The following is a 17,609-nucleotide window of genomic DNA, read 5'->3' on the forward strand; positions in this document are numbered from 1 at the left end:
GAAGGTGGGACAGCCACAGATGTGCTTACTGACCCACCTTCATCGGGAGCAAGCCCCCTCCCACATTTGATCTCGGTTCGCCTGGAAAGATTAGTTTTCCTTGCGCACCGTGGCTACATCATCGGCCTTGATGCGAATGCGCTTGCCGGCGATATCGGTAAATTCATAGAAGCCGTCGGCTGTCTTGGCGTTGGGCGTGTCCTTGGTCAAATACTGCGTGCCATTTTGCAATGTCACTACCGTTTGCGTGGAGCAACCGGCCAATACCAGAAAAGTGAGTGCAACCAGCGGCAGACCCAAATTCTTCATGTTCATAACCCTTACCTTTAACCCTGAAAAGTCCCGCAGCGTCTGGCTGTGGGCTATAAATGTTACGCGATCAACTCCCTCATCTGATCGTTTTTTTGCAAAAAGTTGCAGGCGCCATTTATCTATTACCGATTGCAACAACGGCTTTGCATCGGCACTCTGTATGCATAACCAGTATTTGACTCCCTTGCGCCATGGCCAACCTCCTCGAAGACCCCTTGTATTACCTGCATAACTTCCGCCAGGTCCTGGCCTGGCTGGGGCAACGCTATGCCGATCTGCTCGATGCGGACGAACAGCATTTCATTCAGCAATTTGACAGGTTGCCCCAGGCGTCCCAGGCGTTATTGGTGCGCATGGTGATGCGCAAGGGTGTGCATTTTCGCGGCGCCAAGCTTAATTATGTGGAAATCGGCTGCCCCCATGCGGCAGCGGGCCCATTACGAGAACTGGGATGGGTGGATGACCAAAGCCCGCTGCCGTTTGCCACCTTGTTCGCCTTGCTGCAAAAGGGCGAAATCCTCGGCGCGTTCAGGCCCTGGATCGATCAGCCCAAGGGCAACAAGGCCACCTGGCTCGAACCGCTGGCGGCGCAGTTCAGCGAGCCGCGCAGTTTTGCTCAATGGTGCCCGGGCTTGGATGATGTGCTCTATAGCCTTACGGTCATGGCGTTGTGTGATCGCCTGCGCTTGATGTTCTTTGGCAACCTGCACCAGGACTGGTCCGAGTTCGTGCTGGCAGACCTGGGCATCTACACCTATGAAAAAGTCGAGATTTGCGCCGAGTCCCGCGGGTTACGCACGCGTGACGACGTGGTGGGGTTCCTGTTCCTGCACCAGTGCCAGCAAGCGTTTGAAGCCGGTGAGGCATTAGACACGCTGCTGGTGCAGATCGCTGGCCTGTGCACCGACAACCCCTGGCTGGAAAAACGCCGCGCCAAGCTGTTGTTCCAGATCGGCCAGTATTGCGAGCGCTGCGCCGAGCTTGCGCTGGCTGAACAGATCTACCTTGCCTGCGCCTATCCCGGTGCACGTGCGCGGTTGATCCGGGTCGTTGAGCGCCAAGAGGATTACGCCCGAGCGCTGGCCCTGGCCACTGCAGCCCAGCAGGCCCCGGAAAGCGCCGCTGAACAACAGCACTTGCTGCGTGTATTGCCGCGCCTGCGCCGCAAACTCGGCGAACCGGCGTTGCCCAAGGCCAAGCCGCAAGCGGTTGCACGCCTTGACCTGGCACTCGCCCAGGCGCCGCTGATGTCGGTGGAATACTGCGTCCAGGCGCACCTGAACGAGCCCGAGGCACCGGTGCATTACGTCGAGAATGGGTTGATCAACTCGCTGTTCGGCCTGTTGTGCTGGGAAGCGATTTTCGCGCCACTGCCGGGCGCGTTCTTCCATCCGTTCCAGCGTGGGCCGGCGGACCTGCACAGCGAAGACTTCCATCAACGCCGCGAGGCGTTGTTTGCTGCGTGTTTCGAGCAACTGGGGGATGAGCGCTACAAGGCCACCATCCGCCAACGTTTTCTGGACAAATGGGGTATCCAATCACCTTTCGTGTTCTGGAACCTGCTCAGCGAAGAGCTGTTGGAGCAAGCCCTGGCCTGCCTGCCCGCCGAGCACCTGCGCCATTGGTTCACACGCCTGCTGCTGGATATCCGCGCCAACCGCACCGGAATGCCGGACCTGATCCAGTTCTGGCCTGCACAAAAAACCTACCGCATGATCGAGGTCAAGGGCCCGGGCGACCGCCTGCAAGACAACCAATTGCGCTGGCTGCAATTTTGCGGCGAGTACCAGATGCCGGTCACCGTCTGTTACGTGCGCTGGGCGGAGCAACCCGCTTGAGTTACAGCATGGCCGTACGGGCGCTGTGTGAGTTCACGGCCAAGGTCGGCGACCTTGACCTGCGCTTTACCCCGTCGCCCAGCGCCCAGGAAGGTATCGTCGGCCACCGTACGGTGGCGTCCCGGCGCAGCGCGCACTACCAGAATGAAGTCGCCCTGGAGGGGCAATATCAGCAGCTCAACGTGCGGGGCAGGGCGGACGGCTACGACCCCGACGCCAACCGCCTTGAAGAAGTCAAAACCTACCGCGGCGACCTCTCTGCCCAGCCCGCCAACCATCGGCAACTGCACTGGGCCCAGGTCAAGGTGTATGGCTGGCTGATGTGCCAGAAGCTCGGCCTCGGCGAAATCGACTTGGCGCTGGTGTACTTCGATATCGTTGGCGAAGGCGAGACGCTGCTGAACCAACGTTTCGAGGCGGCGCAGCTTGAGCGCTTTTTCAATCAGCAATGTGCGTTGTTCCTCGACTGGGCCCAATTGGAAATGCAGCACCGCGATAAGCGCAACAAGGCCGCCCAAGCCCTGGCATTTCCCCATGCCGATTTTCGTCCCGGGCAGCGTACGTTGGCCGAGTCGGTCTACAAGGCGGTCAGCACCGGTCGTTGCCTGATGGCCCAGGCGCCCACGGGCATCGGCAAGACCGTCGGTACCCTCTTCCCGATGCTCAAGGCGCTGGCGCCGCAGCAGCTGGACAAGGTGTTCTTCCTTACCGCCAAAACGCCGGGGCGCAAGCTCGCCCTGGATGCCGCCCAGGTGCTGTACGACAGCAGTCCGGATCTGCCGCTGCGTGTACTTGAGCTGGTTGCACGGGACAAGGCGTGCGAACACCTGGATAAAGCCTGCCATGGTGATTCCTGCCCACTGGCCAAGGGTTTTTACGACCGCTTGCCCGCCGCCCGCCAGGCCGCGTCCAGGGTTCGCCTGCTCGATCAGCGCAGCCTGCGCAGTGTGGCGCTGGCCCATGACGTGTGCCCGTATTACCTCAGCCAGGAAATGGCGCGCTGGGCCGACCTGGTAGTCGCCGACTACAACTATTTTTTCGACTTCGGCGCCCTGTTATTCGGCCTGGCGCAGTTGAACCAATGGCGTGTTGCGACGCTGGTCGACGAGGCCCATAACCTGGTGGAACGCGCCCGTTCGATGTACAGCGCCAGCCTCGACCAATACAGCCTCAAGACCTTGCGCGATACCGCGCCCGAGCCGCTGAACAAACCTTTGCAGCGCCTGAACCGCGAGTGGAACGCGTTGCACAAGGAACAAGTCGCGCCGTATCAGGCCTATGCCACCCGGCCCGACAAACTGCTACAGGCCCTGAGCCTGTGCACCAGCGCCATGGGCGACTACTTCAACGATCACCCCGAGTCCCTCAATGGCGACCTGCAAGCCTTCTACTTTGAAGCACTGCAATTTTCCAAGGTGGCCGAGCTATTCAACGAACACTTCATCTTCGACATCAGCAAGCGCCAGTTCAGCGGCAAGCGCAGTAGCTCGACCCTGTGCCTGCGTAATGTGGTGCCGGCCGAATTCATCCGGCCCCGATTGACGGCGGCTCGCAGCAGCGTGCTGTTTTCCGCGACCCTGAGCCCACGCCACTATTACGCCGATTTACTCGGGTTGCCGGCGGATACTGCCTGGGTCGATGTAGAGTCGCCGTTCAAGGCCGAGCAATTGCAGGTCAGCATCGTTGAGCGCATCTCTACACGCTTTGTGCACCGCCAGGCGTCGCTGGAACCTATTGTGGAATTGATCGCCCGGCAATTTGCCGAGCAGCCGGGCAACTACCTGGCGTTTTTCTCCAGCTTCGATTACCTGCAGCAAGTGGCGCAGTTACTCGCCGAGCGATACCCGCAGATTACACTGTGGCTGCAGTCACGCGGCATGGCCGAGGCCGAGCGCCAGGCGTTCCTGGACCAGTTCACCCAGCACAGCCAAGGCATCGGTTTTGCGGTATTGGGCGGCGCGTTTGGCGAAGGTATCGACCTACCGGGGGCGCGTTTGATTGGCGCTTTTATTGCCACCCTGGGCTTGCCGCAACTCAACCCGGTGAATGAACAGATCAAGGCACGCATGGGCGAGGTTTTCGGCGCGGGGTATGACTACACCTACCTGTATCCCGGCATCCAGAAGGTGGTGCAAGCGGCGGGGAGGGTGATCCGCAGCCAGCACGATCGCGGCGTGGTAATGCTGATCGATGACCGCTTTGGCGAGGCACGGGTTCGACAGTTGCTGCCGAGGTGGTGGGCGATCAATGTTTGACAGATTACGGCGATTCAAATGTGGGAGGGGGCTTGCTCCCGATTGCGGCGTATCTGCCAGCCAGTATGTAGCTGACCCACCGCTATCGGGAGCAAGCCCCCTCCCACATTTGAGCGGTGGTGTTGCTTAGATTACTTCCAGGTAAGAACTGTGTATCGCCCGCGCCAACTCGCGCACGGTGTCGATAAAGTCCGTCAACCGGGCGTGCAGTCCATCTTCCAGAATCTCATCGATCCCGGTATACCGCAGCCTTGCTTCGAACTCCGCCGCCAGGCGCTGCGCCGTGCGTCCGTAACTGCCGGGCAAGTCGGCGAGGATATGGCTCAACTCTTCGATGCACGCGTGCAGCGAGCGCGGGACATCGCTGCGTAACAGCAGTAGCTCCGAGACCGAGCGCGCATTCAAGGCATTCGGGTACAGCTCGGTATAGGCCTCGAACGAAGACAGCGCACGCAGCAGGGCGCTCCACTGGTAATAACCGCGAGCCGACAAGTCGCTGACTTCTTCGGACTCTTCACCAAACATCTCATAGCGCGCATCCAGCAGGCGCAAGGTGTTGTCGGCGCGTTCGACAAAGGTGCCCAGGCGAATAAACCGGTAGGCGTCATTGCGCATGATGGTGCCCGAGGTCGCGCCGCGAAACAGGTGCGAGCGTTGCTTGACCCAGTCGCAGAAGTGGCTGATGCCATGCCGCGCCAGGCCGCCGGCGGCGATGCTGCGCATTTCCAGCCAGGTGGCGTTGAGGTTTTCCCACATATCGGCGGTGATGCGCCCGCGCACGGCGTGGGCATTGCCTCGGGCGGCGCGCAGGCAGTTGTAGATGCTGGCCGGGTTTTCTTCGTCGAGGGCGAAGAAGTGCAACATGCGCTCGGCATCCAGGGTCTGGTGACGCTCCAGGTAGCTGTCCAGGGTGCCGCTGCTGAGCAACGACATTGCCAGCTCATCCAGGCCATCGCTGCGCCCGGCCTGGGGCATCAACGACAGTGAATAACTGACTTCCAACATGCGCGCCAGGTTCTCGGCGCGTTCCAGGTAGCGCGACATCCAGTACAGATCAGCAGCGGTTCTACTCAACATACTCAGCCCTCCACCACCCAGGTGTCCTTGGTTCCGCCGCCTTGCGACGAGTTGACGACCAGCGAACCTTCCTTCAGCGCCACGCGGGTCAAGCCGCCCGGCACCAGGCGGGTTTCCTTGCCCGAGAGCACGAAGGGGCGCAGGTCGATATGCCGGGGCGCGATGCCGTTTTCGACAAAGGTCGGGCAAGTGGACAGGCTCAAGGTCGGTTGGGCGATATAAGCGTGGGGACGCGCCTTGATGCGCTGGCGAAAATCTTCGATCTCGGCTGCGCTGGAGGCGGGGCCCACCAACATGCCGTAGCCGCCGGAACCCTGGGTTTCCTTGACCACCAGTTGTTCCAGGTTGGCCAGCACATGGGACAGTTCATCGGGCTTGCGGCACTGGAAGGTCGGTACGTTTTGCAGCACCGGCTCCTCGTCCAGATAGAAGCGGATCATCGCCGGCACATAGGGGTAGATCGACTTGTCGTCAGCCACCCCGGTGCCGATCGCGTTGGCGAGCACCACATTACCCGCGCAATAGGCCGCCACCAGGCCGGGTACGCCGAGCATTGACTTGGGGTTGAACGCCTCGGGGTCAAGGAAGGCGTCGTCGATGCGCCGGTAGATCACGTCCACCGCCTTGGGGCCATCGGTGGTGCGCATGAATACCTTGAGGTCGTGCACGAACAGATCGGCGCCTTCGACCAGCTCCACGCCCATTTCCCGCGCCAGGAACGCGTGTTCGAAAAAAGCGCTGTTGAAGCGCCCAGGGGTCAATACCACCACATTGGGGTTATCGAGGCGGCTGGCGCTTTTCAAGGTCTTGAGCAGCAGGTTGGGGTAGTGGTCCACCGGCGCAATGCGTTGCTTGGCGAACACTTCCGGGAACAGGCGCATCATCATCTTGCGGTCTTCGAGCATGTAGCTCACGCCGCTGGGGGTACGCAGGTTGTCTTCGAGCACGTAATAGGTGCCGTCGCCGTCGCGTACCAGGTCGACACCGGAGATGTGCGAGTAAATGTCGCGGTGCAGGTCCAGGCCGACCATCGCCTTCTGATAGCCCTCGTTGCCCAGCACCTGTTCTGCCGGAATGATCCCGGCCTTGATAATGCGCTGGTCGTGGTAGATGTCGGCGAGGAACATGTTCAGTGCGTTGACCCGCTGGATACAGCCGCGCTCGATCAGGCTCCACTCACTGGCGGGGATGCTGCGGGGGATGATGTCGAAGGGAATCAGGCGTTCGGTGTCTTGCTCGTCGCCATACAGGGTGAAGGTGATCCCGGCGCGATGGAACAGCAAGTCGGCTTCACGGCGACGCTGGGCCAGCAGTTCCGGCGGCGTGTTGGCCAGCCAGCGGGAAAAATCCTGATAGTGGGCACGGCATACGCCGTTTGCGTCATTCATTTCATCGAAGAAAGTTCGAGCCATTCCAGTACCTTGTCAGTGCCGAGGATTTCCTGGGTGGCACTGCCGCTTAAAAAACGCATGTTCTTATGAGCCCGTGGCTGAGGGTGCCAACAGGCCTGGTCCTTACTTTCTTATGGAGTCGGCTCTGGGTCGCGGGGTAACGAATGCTCCTGTTTACGGGTAGATGAATGGATAAAGCAAGGGATGTGCCGGAACGCACACAAGGTGGCGATTACCTGTGGCGAGCGAGCTTGCACGCGCTGGAGTGCGCAGCGCTCGCGCTTTTGTGGGGGCCGCTGCGCAGCCCAGCGCGAGCAAGCTCGCTCGCCACAGAAGCGGGCTCACCACAAGGGGGCAGAGGGCGCCCTGACTTGGTGCACAAGAAACTTGAACTTCATCCACGCCCGATTCTTCTAATGAGTCCCGTCACTTTGTGGAGCATCGTTGTGCCCCGAATCATCTCCCCAAACACGCCGGAAGCGGCCCTGACCGACCATAGCGAACACAACGCCAAGATCTTCGGCTCGCCCAAGGATCGCCTCGACTTCTACCGGCGCGAGATCCAGTACGAAACCAGCATCCTGGCCAACCGCACCGACGCTTACCTCACTGCGCAATCGTTTCTGGTGATCGCTTTCGTGTCCGGCATGGGCAACCTCAACCCGGAATGGGGCAAGCTGTTCACGCTGGTGGTGCCGGTGATCCTCGCCGCGCTGGGTATTCTCAGCTCGCTCAACGCCTGGCCTGGCATACGCGCGGCCTACCAGATCATTGATCACTGGCACTACAAGCAAAGCGAATTGCTGCGCAGCGAGCCGGTGATGGGCCTGGCCTACGATGAATCGCCGCTGTTTTCCGAAATGGAGTCCAGTCACAAGGGCTATCGCAAGTCGTTGCTGTTTTCCATGCGCGCGCCGTGGTTGTTCATGGTGTTCTGGCTGGTGTTGGGCATCTATGCGTTTTATATCCAGGTGGACAATCCACTGCGCTGAGCAATCGGACGGAACTTCACTGGGGCACGTGGCGCCTTAGCTTTACGCGGTAAAGATTTATCACCGGTCTGTGAAGAGGTATGCCATGTCTACATCCAACGATCCCCAAACCAGCAACCGCAATGACCCTGCCATCGATGGTGGCGAGCCCGCTCCGGGCACCGCTGCCGATGCGCCCAAGGACCCGACGCCTGCCAGCGACCCCAAGGCCAGGGAAAACGACTACAGTCCAGACTTCAAGCCTGAGCGCGAGCACAAGCCTGAAACCGATGCCGATATCGATACCCAAGGCGGTTAACGGAGACGGTCATGTCAAAAGAACTCGACGAAGAACTCAACGACCCCGGCAATGAAGATCCGGGTTCGCTGATGGATGATGCGCAAGTGCCGCTCAACGATCTGGATGAAGCGGCCGACGTCGGCAATACCGACAGTCAGGATTGATCGGGCGGCGGGCCAAAGGGATCGGTGAGCTTGAACAGTAGGTATTCTTACTGTGCTTGATCCACTGAAACCTTCTGGCCCGGTACGCGGTTATCCGTCACGCCAAGCGCGGCGCAGGATTCATTTTTTGTGCGCGGCGCGTCGTTCGTACCACGCCAGCAAGGGCTGGGTGCTGAGGCCATGCACCATCACGCTCAGCGCGATCACCGAGAGGGTCAGGTTCACCGCCACGGCGCTGCTGGTACCTATCAGCCCATGGTTGAGCGCATAGAACAGGTAGTAGAGGCTGCCGATCCCACGAATACCAAACCAACTGATCAGGCTGCGTTGCCGCCGGTCCAGCAGGCTGCCCCAAGGCATCGCAAACACGCTGAGCGGGCGAACCACACAGAACAGCAACGCCGCCACCGCCAGCGCGCGCCAATCCCAATGGCTGACCAACACGATGCCCAATACGCTGACCAGAAGCACCTCCATCGAGCGCTCCACGAGGCTGCCGAAAGCCAGCATGTCGCCCATCATCACGCCGGCGGCGATCTGGGTGTCCTTCAACTGGCTGACGTCACCGTGCAGCGCCTGCTCGGGCTCGATCTCCAGATGGCCCACCACCGGCTGGGCCAGGTGCTCGGCCGGCGTTTGCGCATAACCGGTGGATTTGACCTCGGCCTGGCGCAGCCCCAGGCCCGCCGCGAACACCGACAAGAAGCCGTAGCCGCCGACCGCTTCAGCCGTCACATACGCCAGGGCAATCAGCGCGAGGGTGAGGTAGTCATTCGGTGACAGGGTGCTATCGGCATTGATCAAGCGCAGGCGCAGGGTGATACGGCCAATGCCGCGGCCCATCCAGTAACCCATCAACAGCCCGGCCGGTACCGCCCATAGTAGGTTCTTCAGCACCCAGCCGCCGAACCAGTCGCCGTCGAAACCGCCATGTTGCATGAACAGCAGGCCAAAAATCACAAAAGGAAACGCAGTGCCGTCGTTCAACCCTGCTTCGCCGGACAGGCCGAATCGCAACGCGTCATAGTCCTGGGCATTGTTGACCTGCACCAGGCCGGCCAGCACCGGATCTGTGGGCGCCAGCATCGCTCCCACCAGCAATGAAACGCCCCAGGTTAAATCGAACAGGTAGTGCAGCAACAGGCAGGTGCCGAGGATGGTCAGCAGCATCACCGGCCCGGCCATGCCAAAGGCGATGCGCCAGGTGCGGTGCTTGAGCGGCAGGCGCAGTTTCAAACCGCTGACAAACAGCGAAAACAGCACCGCCACTTCCGTCAGGTGCTCCATCCAGCGCGCTGAGCCCTTCACGTCCAGGTGCAACAAGTCCACGCCCAGCGGGCCAATGGCGATGCCCAGCAACAAGCACACCGCTGAGGTGGTCACCGGCATCCAGCGCAAATAGGAGGAGGTGAGGGCGAGGGTGAGCAGTACGGCGCCCAATACGGCCAACCATAGAATGAAAGTCATCGTGGGTGTTCCAGGGCCGTGGTCTATGCAGGTTTGAGAACAGCGACCGGGAGGGGGTTCAATGTGATTGCCAGCCACGGGGACAAGGCCCTATTTATCCATTGAACGACGGTTTGCTATGCACTAAGTTGACCGATTGTTGCCGCGCGCATATTTATGGATTTGCGTCTTTATTCTTTCACCAGAGGCTCTGGCATGAGGTTTTCTCCCTTCGTTGAACGAATTGCAGGGCAGGGCGTCGCCGCCTGGGACATCCACCACGCTGCGTTCGACGCTGCCAGCCAGGGCGAAGACGTCATCATCCTCAGCGTCGGCGACCCGGATTTCGCCACGCCGGCCTTTATCACTGACGCCGCCGTCAATGCCTTGCACGCGGGAGATTCCCACTACACCGAGATCGCCGGGCGCCCGGCCTTGCGCGAGGCGATCGCGACCCGTTACAGCCAGACCCTGGCCCGCCCGTTGGCGGCTGACAACGTCATCATCGTGCCCGGTGCGCAGAACGCGCTGTTCATCAGCTCGCTATGCCTGTTGCAGGCCGGCGACGAAGTGCTGGTGCTCGACCCGATGTACGTCACCTACGAAGCCACGCTCAAGGCCAGCGGCGCCACCCTGGTGCGGGTGCCCTGCAGTGCGCAGTCCGGCTTTCGACTGGATCCACCATTGCTCGCCGCCGCGATCACGCCGCGCACCCGGGCGATATTCTTTTCCAATCCGAACAACCCCACTGGCGTGGTGCTCAACCGGCAAGAGCTGCAAGCCATTGCGGACTTGGCGATCGCACATGACCTGTGGGTGGTGGTGGATGAGGTCTATGAAAGCCTGGTGTTCGACGGTGAATACCACAGCCTGGCGGCGTTGCCGGGCATGGCGCAGCGCTGCATTGTGATCGGCAGCTTGTCCAAGTCCCATGCCATGACCGGCTGGCGAATCGGTTGGCTCATCGCCCCAGCGCAAATGGTGCAGCACGCTGAAACCCTGCTGTTGAGCATGATGTACGGCTTGCCCGGCTTCGTGATGGAGGCGGCGACAGCTGCGGTGTTGGCCCATGACGAAGTCACGCAAGGCATGCGTGAGACTTACCGACGCCGACGCGACCTGGTGGTGACTGCCTTGAGCGCCTGCCCGGGCATCCGCGTGCAGGCGCCCCAAGCGGGCATGTTTGTGTTGGTGGATGTGCGCGATACGGGCCTGGGGTCCCTGGATTTCGCCTGGCGCCTGTTTCGTGAAGCTGGCGTGTCGGTGCTGGACGCGGCAGCCTTCGGCGAGCCGGCCCAGGGCTTCGTTCGGCTTTCCTTTACCTTGGGCGAGGAGCGTCTGGCGCAAGCCTGTCGGCGGATTGTGCTGTTTGTTGAACAGCTTGCCAGTGAGCGGGCCGTGCACTGGGCGTGAGTACTTGCCCAACTTTTGGCCTTGTCTCGTTTCAAATGCGGGAGGGGCGGTGCGACGATTCGACTTGCCCCGACGGCCATAGGTGTCTACCCAAATTGGTAGCAGCCGACGGTAACCACGATGCGAAGCGAGCCGCTATTGATCTTGATCTGCTTTTGATCTTGATCTTAGGCGCCCCGTTAAACCACGCTGGCCGGAATTCGACAGGGATTTGGGGGGTAAACCGGCAGGGATGCCGGTTTAGCCGCCCCGCGCCATGGATGGCGCGTGGCGGCGGCCCCCCAAATCCATGGCGGATTACGGGCACACCGAGCCTAAGCGAGGTGCCGAGTGGTGGGGCAAGAGCGCTTTGGTTACTTTCGCGCTTTTCGAAAGTGACCCGCTGTAAAAGCGGAACCAATAGTGGCCGTTACCTAAATAACGGATATGTACTCGGTCTAATCCAACATCCCGGCCGGCCCTGAGGCCGCCATCGGGAGCAAGCCCCCTCCCACAGGCTACGCAGCCCTGTTAGTCAGCCAACGGCGGCAAACGCCGTTTCACCGGGGTTTTCTTGACGATAGCGGTGTTGGTCTCGGCATAGGTATTCAGCCGGTCCAGCAGCGTGTCGAGGTGCTCCATGGTGCGTACATGCAGGCGTGCGATAAAGCAGTCGTCGCCCGTGACCTTATCGCATTCTGTGAACTCGGGGATCGCCTGGATCTGGCGTTCCACTTCCTGCAGTTTGCCGGGCAGGGGGCGGATGCGCACGATGGCTTGCAGCAGGTAGCCGAAGTGCTTGGGGTCGATGTCGACGGTGTAGTGGGTCAGCACGCCGCGCTCTTCCAGGCGGCGCAGACGTTCGCTGACGCTCGGCGAAGACAAACCGGTGATGCCCGCCAGGGTCTTGAGGGACAGGCGCGAGTCGTCCATCAAGGCGGCGATCAATTGCTGGTCGATAGTGTCGATCATGAGCTTTGCCTAATAAGAAAAGGTGAATCCTGGGTTTTGCCTTTTTTAGTCGCTGTAGCCGTGTCGAGCAGATTGCCATAATTGAGCCTCACTTGAGGAGCCTCAATCATGGATACATCAATCCGTCGCGGAACCTGGGAAATGATCGCTGCCATGCTGATCTCCGGCACCATTGGCTGGTTTGTGCTGGTGTCGGGCGTGTCGGTGCTTGAGGTGGTGTTCTGGCGTTGCGTGATTGGCGCGCTGACACTGCTGCTGGTGTGCGCGTTGCTGGGGTATTTGCGCCTGGAGTTACTCAACTGGGCCAAGCTAGGGCTGGCAGTGCTCAGCGGCGTGGCGATCGTCGGTAACTGGCTGTTGCTGTTCGAGTCCTATTCCCGTGCGTCCATCGCGATCAGCACGGCGGTGTACAACGTGCAGCCGTTCATACTGGTGATGCTGGCAGCGGTGTTTCTCGGTGAGAAGATCACCGTGCAGAAAATGGCGTGGCTGAGTGTGGCGTTCCTGGGCATGTTGGCGATCGTGGCCGCCCATGGTGAGCAAGCGGGTGGCGGGAACTATCTTGCTGGCATTGCCTTGGCCTTGGGCGCGGCATTTTTGTACGCGGTGGCGGCGCTGATCATCAAACGCCTGAAGGACGTACCGCCGCATTTGATGGCGTTGATCCAGGTGACCACCGGCGCCGTGCTGCTGGCGCCGCTGGTGCCCTGGCACAGCTTGCCCGGGTCGACCACTGCCTGGACGGCACTGGCGACATTGGGCGTGGTGCATACCGGTTTGATGTATGTGTTGCTGTACGGGGCTATTCAGAAGCTGCCCACGGCGATGACCGGCGCGTTGTCGTTCATCTATCCGATTGCGGCGATCCTGGTCGACTGGATCGCGTTCGGGCATCGCCTGGGGTGGCTGCAATGGCTGGGTGTGGCGGCGATTCTGCTGGCCGCTGCCGGGCTGCAGCGGGGCTGGTGGTGGCCCCGCGCCCGTCAGGTCAGTGCGTGCCCTGATAGATAAGGTTTTCCGGGTTGAAATGCTCTACAGCACTGCCCGGCTGCGGCAACCCAAGAATATGCCCCTTGATCTTGCCCACCACATGCATCTCGCACGGCTTGCAATCGAACTTCAAGGTCAGCACTTCGTCGCCGTGGATCAACTGCATCGGCGCGACCTTGGTCTTCACGCCGGTGACGCCCTTGGCCTGTTTGGGGCACAGGTTGAACGAGAAACGCAGGCAATGCTTGGTGATCATCACTGGCACTTCGCCGGTTTCTTCGTGGGCTTCGAAGGCCGCATCGATCAGCTTCACGCCGTGACGGTGGTAGAAGTCGCGGGCCTTCTGGTTATAGACGTTGGCCAGGAATGACAGATGCGCATCCGGATACACCGGCGGCGGGGTGGTCTCGGCCTTGCGTCCGCCCCGAGGGTGCGCCTTGATGCGGGCGGCGGTCAGGGCTTCGATCACTTCACGGCGCATGGCCTTGAGCTGCGAGTTGGGGATGAAGAACGCCTGCGGCGCGTCCAGCTCGATGCGGGTGGCGTGATACTCCGTAGTGCCGAGCTGGCCGAGCAGATCGCGCAGGGTGTCCAGTGCCTGTTCCGGCTTGTTGGCTACACCAAACGGGCCGGGCAGGGTGACACTGGCGCTGATGCCTTCTTCGCTGGTGGCGGTGAGGTGCAACTGCTCTTCACGCAGGCGTGCAACCCACGCCAGGCCGATACGGCGTTCGGCGGACGTCTTGAGCAGTGCCTGTTGCCAGTTATGGTCCAGGTTACGGTTCAAAGGATGGTTGGGGCGCAACTGATGCAGGCCGGCCGGCATTTCATTCGGCTCGACGCGGTAGCGATAGCGTTTCTCGCCGTCTTCTTCGAACTCGCCTTTAGGCTCGGCGATATTGGCGCGGAACCCTACCACTTCACGCTTGACCAGCACATTCAGACCATCGCCGTTGGAAAGCGGCTCATGGGTGACTACCTGCAAGTCGCGCTTGCCGGCTTTTTCCACCACACCCACGGGCAGGCCGGTGAAGGTCGGGGTGTCGAACGCGCCGATGTCGATCTTGCGATCGGTGACGAAATAGTCGGTGCTGCCACGGTGGAAGGTTTTTTCCGGGTCTGGCACGAAGAAGTGCGCGGTACGCCCGCTGGAGGCACGGGCCAGATCCGGGCGGTCTTCGAGGATTTCGTCGAGGCGCTGGCGGTAGTAGGCGGTGATGTTCTTCACATAGCCCATGTCCTTGTAGCGGCCTTCGATTTTGAATGAACGCACACCCGCTTCGACCAGCGCGCGCAGGTTGGCGCTCTGGTTGTTGTCTTTCATCGACAGCAGGTGCTTTTCAAAGGCCACGACGCGGCCCTGGTCATCTTTCAAGGTGTACGGCAGACGGCAGGCCTGGGAGCAATCACCACGGTTGGCACTGCGGCCATTCTGCGCATGGGAAATATTGCACTGCCCGGAGAACGCCACGCACAGGGCGCCGTGGATAAAGAATTCGATGGCGGCATCGGTTTCGTCGGCGATTGCGCGGATTTCCTGCAGGTTCAGCTCACGGGCCACTACCAACTGCGAGAAACCGGCCTGATCAAGAAACTTTGCCCGGCCCAGGGTGCGGATGTCGGTCTGGGTGCTGGCGTGTAGCTCGATGGGCGGAATATCCAGCTCCATCACGCCCAGATCCTGCACGATCAACGCGTCTACACCTGCGTCATACAGCTGGTGGATCAGCTTGCGCGCTGGCTCCAGTTCGTTGTCATGCAAGATGGTGTTGATGGTGGTGAAGACGCGGGCGTGGTATCGACGGGCGAATTCCACCAGTTGAGCGATATCGCTCACGTCGTTACAGGCATTGTGACGGGCGCCGAAGCTTGGGCCGCCAATGTAGATGGCGTCGGCGCCATGCAGAATGGCCTCGCGCGCAATGGCGACATCGCGGGCAGGGCTGAGCAATTCAAGGTGATGCTTGGGCAAGGACATAGTTTTTTTAGTCAGGCTTGTCACGGTCGAGGCGCGCATTGTAGCCGTGAAATGCCCGGCCGGCATCTACCGCAGGGCTGTCGGGCCCAGGGCCCTGTGTGGGAGGGGGCTTGCTCCCGATGAGGGTGTGTCAGTAATTAAAACTGTTCTGACCCACCGCTATCGGGAGCAAGCCCCCTCCCACATTTGCTGTAGCGTCATAGATATCAGGCTTTGGCAGCCATCGCTGTTACTTCAACACGCATCCCTTCTACCGCCAATGCAGCAACACCCACCGCAGCCCGCACCGGCCATGGCTTGGCAAAAAAGCGCTTGTAGACTTCATTGAACGCAGCGCGGTCGGCCATATCGGTGAGGTAGATGGTCAGGTGCATCACCCGGTCCATGGAACTGCCGGCTTTTTCCAGCGCGACCTTGAGCGCTTGCAGGGTGCATTCGCTTTGCAGGGTGATATCGCCCAGCTCCAGGCTGCCGTCGGCGTGGGTCGGGATTTGGGTCGAGACCAGAATGCCGTTGAAGCCGATGACATCGGAGGAGATGGAGTCGGCATCTGGGTCGGGAGTGAAAGAAAGATCGTGGTTGGCCATGTAGGTCTCATGTGCAGTGCGGATCGAAGGTTGGCGAACAGTTTAAACACTGCCCGCTCGAAGGTCACGGCGCCTGCGTCTGTAGTTGCTACCCCCTCTAACAGGTAAGCTTGCGCCAGCATGTCAGTGAACGAACGATAGGGATATTGGAATGGTAGTTAAGTTAATGACGACGGCAGCGTGCTGGGACATGGACGCTAACGTGTCGGCCAGTTTTGCGCACGCGGCCCCCAAGGACCTGTTTTATTTTTGCCCTTGTTGCCTTGAGGAGGTCGTTGCGGCCATTTCAATTCTGGGCAACTTCTATTTCAGGGCGCTGAACTCTCACAAACCGCGCTGTGTGAACGAAAAAGCCCGTCTCATGCGTCTGCGTTTCCAGGAGTGTCAGCCCCGCGACCGGCCTATATCGCGCCGCCGCTTATCCCAAGTCACTTGGGCAAACTCTCCACGCGGCGCAAAAACGCCAAACCAACGGTTACCGAGATGCAAGCTCTGGCCTCGTCGCTCCAAGCGTCGACGTCTGCGGTTATACACCCAGGCACTTTGGCTGAAGTTGTTGAAGCATGGTCTGCTATGACCGTAAACGTCCGTCAGCGAACATCGCTATCTATCGCGGGCCAGCAACTGACCTATTTCGATGCGTTTGCGCAGCTTACTGCCGCTCAAAAGAACATTGCGTCCCTGGGATGTGATCGACTCATCACCCATGCTCAGGCGACGGTGTCACTGCTGGATAACGTAGTTTTAGTCGTAACCTGGCTCAAGTTCGATACACAAAACAAACCCGTGCCGATCAGGGTAAAAATGAAGCGCAGTGATCCAGTAGCCAATCAATTGGCCAAAGGTCAGCACGTAAGGCTGTTTCTGCATGGTCCTGCCCCTGTACTCAATGCTCAGCAAAAATACTTCGAAATGCAGAACATCAGCGAGTACCTGGGATTCATTGTGATGACGTAAAACAACCGTTTTGCGCCATCACAGTTTTTACCGCGGTGAGCCTGGCGGCTGGATGAGTCCGGTGCTGACAAGACGCATCAGCACCGGCACGGCAATTACTCTTTAACGTCCATGAACTCTTCAGCCCACGCCACATAGCTCTCCGGCAACGTGTAGGTGTGGGTCAGCTCCGTGGCGCTGAGATTGGACGTGCTATGGGTAAGCTGGCGTTGCGCACGCAGGCTGTCGTAGGTGGCCTTGATCGCGGCGAAGTAGGCGCCATGCCCGGCTACGACGATGCGCACGCCCAGGCTGGCCAGGCGCTCGCTGTCATGCAGTTGCGGGTTGCCGTAGGTCACCAGCATCAACGGCACGCTGAGGTTCTCGGCGATTTGCTCCAGGTGCTCGAAGTCTTTGACGCCAACCATGCAGATACCATCGGCGCCGGCCTTTTCGTAGGCTTTGGTGCGGGCGATAACATCGGCGGTGGGCAACACGCCGGCGTTGGTGCGGGCAATGATCGACAATGCGGGGTCGACGCGCGCCTCAATGGCCGCCTTGACCTTGCCGATGCCTTCTTCTACCGAAATCAGATCGGTGGACTTGCGCCCGAATTGCGCCGGCAGCAGGGTGTCTTCAATGGTCAGCGCGGCGACACCGGCGCGTTCCAGTTCTTCGACGGTACGCATCACGTTCAGCGCATTACCGTAGCCGTGGTCGGCGTCGGCAATGAAGGGTAACTGGGCGACACGGCCAATGCGGGTGGCTTGCTCAACGAACTCACTCAGGGTAATCAACGCAAAATCGGGGGCCGCCAGCACCTGCAGGGAGGCGACTGAACCGCCCAGGATCCCGACTTCAAAACCCAGGTCGGCCGCGATGCGGGCAGACATGGGGTCGAATACGGAGGCGGTTTCAACGCAGATGGGCGTTGCCAGCAGGTCACGGAAGTTACGGCGTAGCGCTGAGTGAGAAATCTTGGGCATGTTCTTTCCTGGC

Annotated in this window: 15 protein-coding genes and 1 pseudogene; 8 read left to right on the top strand and 8 right to left on the bottom strand. The window is 60.3% G+C overall.

Translation table 11 applies throughout. From position 1 onward, the window contains the following. Nucleotides 1-90: 90 nt before the first annotated feature. On the bottom strand, nucleotides 91-315 hold the full coding sequence (locus E4P01_RS20300) for a YgdI/YgdR family lipoprotein (RefSeq protein ID WP_005788446.1): 225 nt from the start codon (nucleotides 313-315) through the stop codon (nucleotides 91-93). Between the two features lie 188 nt (nucleotides 316-503). Between E4P01_RS20300 and E4P01_RS20305 the strand changes: the two genes are divergently transcribed. Together E4P01_RS20305 and E4P01_RS20310 are read left to right on the top strand one after the other, a co-directional pair. Then, the gene (locus E4P01_RS20305; protein WP_216091337.1) at nucleotides 504-2,150 is read left to right on the top strand and encodes a VRR-NUC domain-containing protein; all 1,647 of its coding nucleotides are present in this window, start codon (nucleotides 504-506) and stop codon (nucleotides 2,148-2,150) included. Continuing rightward, nucleotides 2,147-4,405 carry an ATP-dependent DNA helicase gene (locus E4P01_RS20310; RefSeq protein WP_216091338.1) on the top strand — a complete coding sequence of 753 codons (2,259 nt, stop codon included), beginning with the start codon at nucleotides 2,147-2,149 and terminating at the stop codon, nucleotides 4,403-4,405. The genes E4P01_RS20305 and E4P01_RS20310 overlap by 4 nt, the downstream gene beginning before the upstream one ends. A 126-nt stretch (nucleotides 4,406-4,531) precedes the next feature. Here the strand turns inward: E4P01_RS20310 and E4P01_RS20315 are convergent, their stop codons facing one another. Together E4P01_RS20315 and E4P01_RS20320 are read right to left on the bottom strand one after the other, a co-directional pair. After that, entirely contained in the window at nucleotides 4,532-5,482 is a 951-nt protein-coding gene (locus tag E4P01_RS20315; RefSeq protein WP_005788443.1) for an alpha-E domain-containing protein, read from the bottom strand. Between the two features lie 2 nt (nucleotides 5,483-5,484). Next, nucleotides 5,485-6,894 (bottom strand): circularly permuted type 2 ATP-grasp protein, encoded by a 1,410-nt coding sequence (locus E4P01_RS20320; RefSeq protein ID WP_005788442.1) that lies wholly within the window; start codon nucleotides 6,892-6,894, stop codon nucleotides 5,485-5,487. Nucleotides 6,895-7,319: 425 nt separating this feature from the next. Between E4P01_RS20320 and E4P01_RS20325 the strand changes: the two genes are divergently transcribed. The 3 genes from E4P01_RS20325 to E4P01_RS28260 all read left to right on the top strand — a co-directional run bounded on the left by E4P01_RS20325 (nucleotide 7,320) and on the right by E4P01_RS28260 (nucleotide 8,309). After that, nucleotides 7,320-7,865 carry a hypothetical protein gene (locus E4P01_RS20325; protein WP_032803895.1) on the top strand — a complete coding sequence of 182 codons (546 nt, stop codon included), beginning with the start codon at nucleotides 7,320-7,322 and terminating at the stop codon, nucleotides 7,863-7,865. Between the two features lie 85 nt (nucleotides 7,866-7,950). Then, complete coding sequence (locus tag E4P01_RS20330; protein WP_078821390.1) at nucleotides 7,951-8,163, top strand: hypothetical protein; 213 nt, start codon at nucleotides 7,951-7,953, stop codon at nucleotides 8,161-8,163. A gap of 11 nt (nucleotides 8,164-8,174) precedes the next feature. Continuing rightward, nucleotides 8,175-8,309, top strand: coding sequence for a hypothetical protein (locus E4P01_RS28260; RefSeq protein WP_005788437.1), 135 nt, complete (start codon nucleotides 8,175-8,177; stop codon nucleotides 8,307-8,309). 120 nt (nucleotides 8,310-8,429) lie between these two features. On the opposite strand, the gene E4P01_RS20335 is transcribed toward E4P01_RS28260, so the two are convergent. Then, on the bottom strand, nucleotides 8,430-9,776 hold the full coding sequence (locus tag E4P01_RS20335) for a sodium:proton antiporter (protein WP_216091339.1): 1,347 nt from the start codon (nucleotides 9,774-9,776) through the stop codon (nucleotides 8,430-8,432). Nucleotides 9,777-9,971: 195 nt separating this feature from the next. On the opposite strand from E4P01_RS20335, the pseudogene E4P01_RS20340 reads away from it, so the two are divergent. After that, nucleotides 9,972-11,138 (top strand): annotated as a pseudogene (locus E4P01_RS20340) (aminotransferase class I/II-fold pyridoxal phosphate-dependent enzyme); the annotation flags it as partial. Between the two features lie 540 nt (nucleotides 11,139-11,678). On the opposite strand, the gene E4P01_RS20345 reads toward E4P01_RS20340, so the two are convergent. Next, entirely contained in the window at nucleotides 11,679-12,119 is a 441-nt protein-coding gene (locus E4P01_RS20345) for an Lrp/AsnC family transcriptional regulator (protein ID WP_032875274.1), read from the bottom strand. Nucleotides 12,120-12,227: 108 nt separating this feature from the next. On the opposite strand from E4P01_RS20345, the gene E4P01_RS20350 reads away from it, so the two are divergent. Continuing rightward, on the top strand, nucleotides 12,228-13,130 hold the full coding sequence (locus E4P01_RS20350; RefSeq protein ID WP_216091341.1) for a DMT family transporter: 903 nt from the start codon (nucleotides 12,228-12,230) through the stop codon (nucleotides 13,128-13,130). Here E4P01_RS20350 and E4P01_RS20355 read toward each other — a convergent pair. Then, nucleotides 13,108-15,087, bottom strand: coding sequence for a U32 family peptidase (locus E4P01_RS20355; RefSeq protein ID WP_216091342.1), 1,980 nt, complete (start codon nucleotides 15,085-15,087; stop codon nucleotides 13,108-13,110). The genes E4P01_RS20350 and E4P01_RS20355 overlap by 23 nt on opposite strands. A 206-nt stretch (nucleotides 15,088-15,293) precedes the next feature. After that, entirely contained in the window at nucleotides 15,294-15,674 is a 381-nt protein-coding gene (locus E4P01_RS20360; protein WP_017135617.1) for a RidA family protein, read from the bottom strand. 483 nt (nucleotides 15,675-16,157) lie between these two features. On the opposite strand from E4P01_RS20360, the gene E4P01_RS20365 reads away from it, so the two are divergent. Beyond that, nucleotides 16,158-16,631, top strand: a complete 474-nt coding sequence (locus E4P01_RS20365) for a hypothetical protein (protein ID WP_216091343.1) — start codon at nucleotides 16,158-16,160, stop codon at nucleotides 16,629-16,631. 95 nt (nucleotides 16,632-16,726) lie between these two features. Here the strand turns inward: E4P01_RS20365 and E4P01_RS20370 are convergent, their stop codons facing one another. Next, nucleotides 16,727-17,596, bottom strand: coding sequence for an oxaloacetate decarboxylase (locus E4P01_RS20370; RefSeq protein WP_005788420.1), 870 nt, complete (start codon nucleotides 17,594-17,596; stop codon nucleotides 16,727-16,729). Nucleotides 17,597-17,609 lie beyond the last annotated feature (13 nt).

This window comes from Pseudomonas sp. NCIMB 10586 (assembly GCF_023127895.1).
GTDB lineage: Bacteria > Pseudomonadota > Gammaproteobacteria > Pseudomonadales > Pseudomonadaceae > Aquipseudomonas > Aquipseudomonas synxantha_A.

Coding starts and splice junctions, on each gene's coding strand:
- E4P01_RS20300 (WP_005788446.1), bottom strand. CDS start 315: ATGAACATGAAGAATTTGGGTCTGCCGCTGGTTGCACTCACTTTTCTG.
- E4P01_RS20305 (WP_216091337.1), top strand. CDS start 504: ATGGCCAACCTCCTCGAAGACCCCTTGTATTACCTGCATAACTTCCGC.
- E4P01_RS20315 (WP_005788443.1), bottom strand. CDS start 5,482: ATGTTGAGTAGAACCGCTGCTGATCTGTACTGGATGTCGCGCTACCTG.
- E4P01_RS20320 (WP_005788442.1), bottom strand. CDS start 6,894: ATGGCTCGAACTTTCTTCGATGAAATGAATGACGCAAACGGCGTATGC.
- E4P01_RS20330 (WP_078821390.1), top strand. CDS start 7,951: ATGTCTACATCCAACGATCCCCAAACCAGCAACCGCAATGACCCTGCC.
- E4P01_RS28260 (WP_005788437.1), top strand. CDS start 8,175: ATGTCAAAAGAACTCGACGAAGAACTCAACGACCCCGGCAATGAAGAT.
- E4P01_RS20335 (WP_216091339.1), bottom strand. CDS start 9,776: ATGACTTTCATTCTATGGTTGGCCGTATTGGGCGCCGTACTGCTCACC.
- E4P01_RS20345 (WP_032875274.1), bottom strand. CDS start 12,119: ATGATCGACACTATCGACCAGCAATTGATCGCCGCCTTGATGGACGAC.
- E4P01_RS20350 (WP_216091341.1), top strand. CDS start 12,228: ATGGATACATCAATCCGTCGCGGAACCTGGGAAATGATCGCTGCCATG.
- E4P01_RS20355 (WP_216091342.1), bottom strand. CDS start 15,087: ATGTCCTTGCCCAAGCATCACCTTGAATTGCTCAGCCCTGCCCGCGAT.
- E4P01_RS20360 (WP_017135617.1), bottom strand. CDS start 15,674: ATGGCCAACCACGATCTTTCTTTCACTCCCGACCCAGATGCCGACTCC.
- E4P01_RS20365 (WP_216091343.1), top strand. CDS start 16,158: ATGCAAGCTCTGGCCTCGTCGCTCCAAGCGTCGACGTCTGCGGTTATA.
- E4P01_RS20370 (WP_005788420.1), bottom strand. CDS start 17,596: ATGCCCAAGATTTCTCACTCAGCGCTACGCCGTAACTTCCGTGACCTG.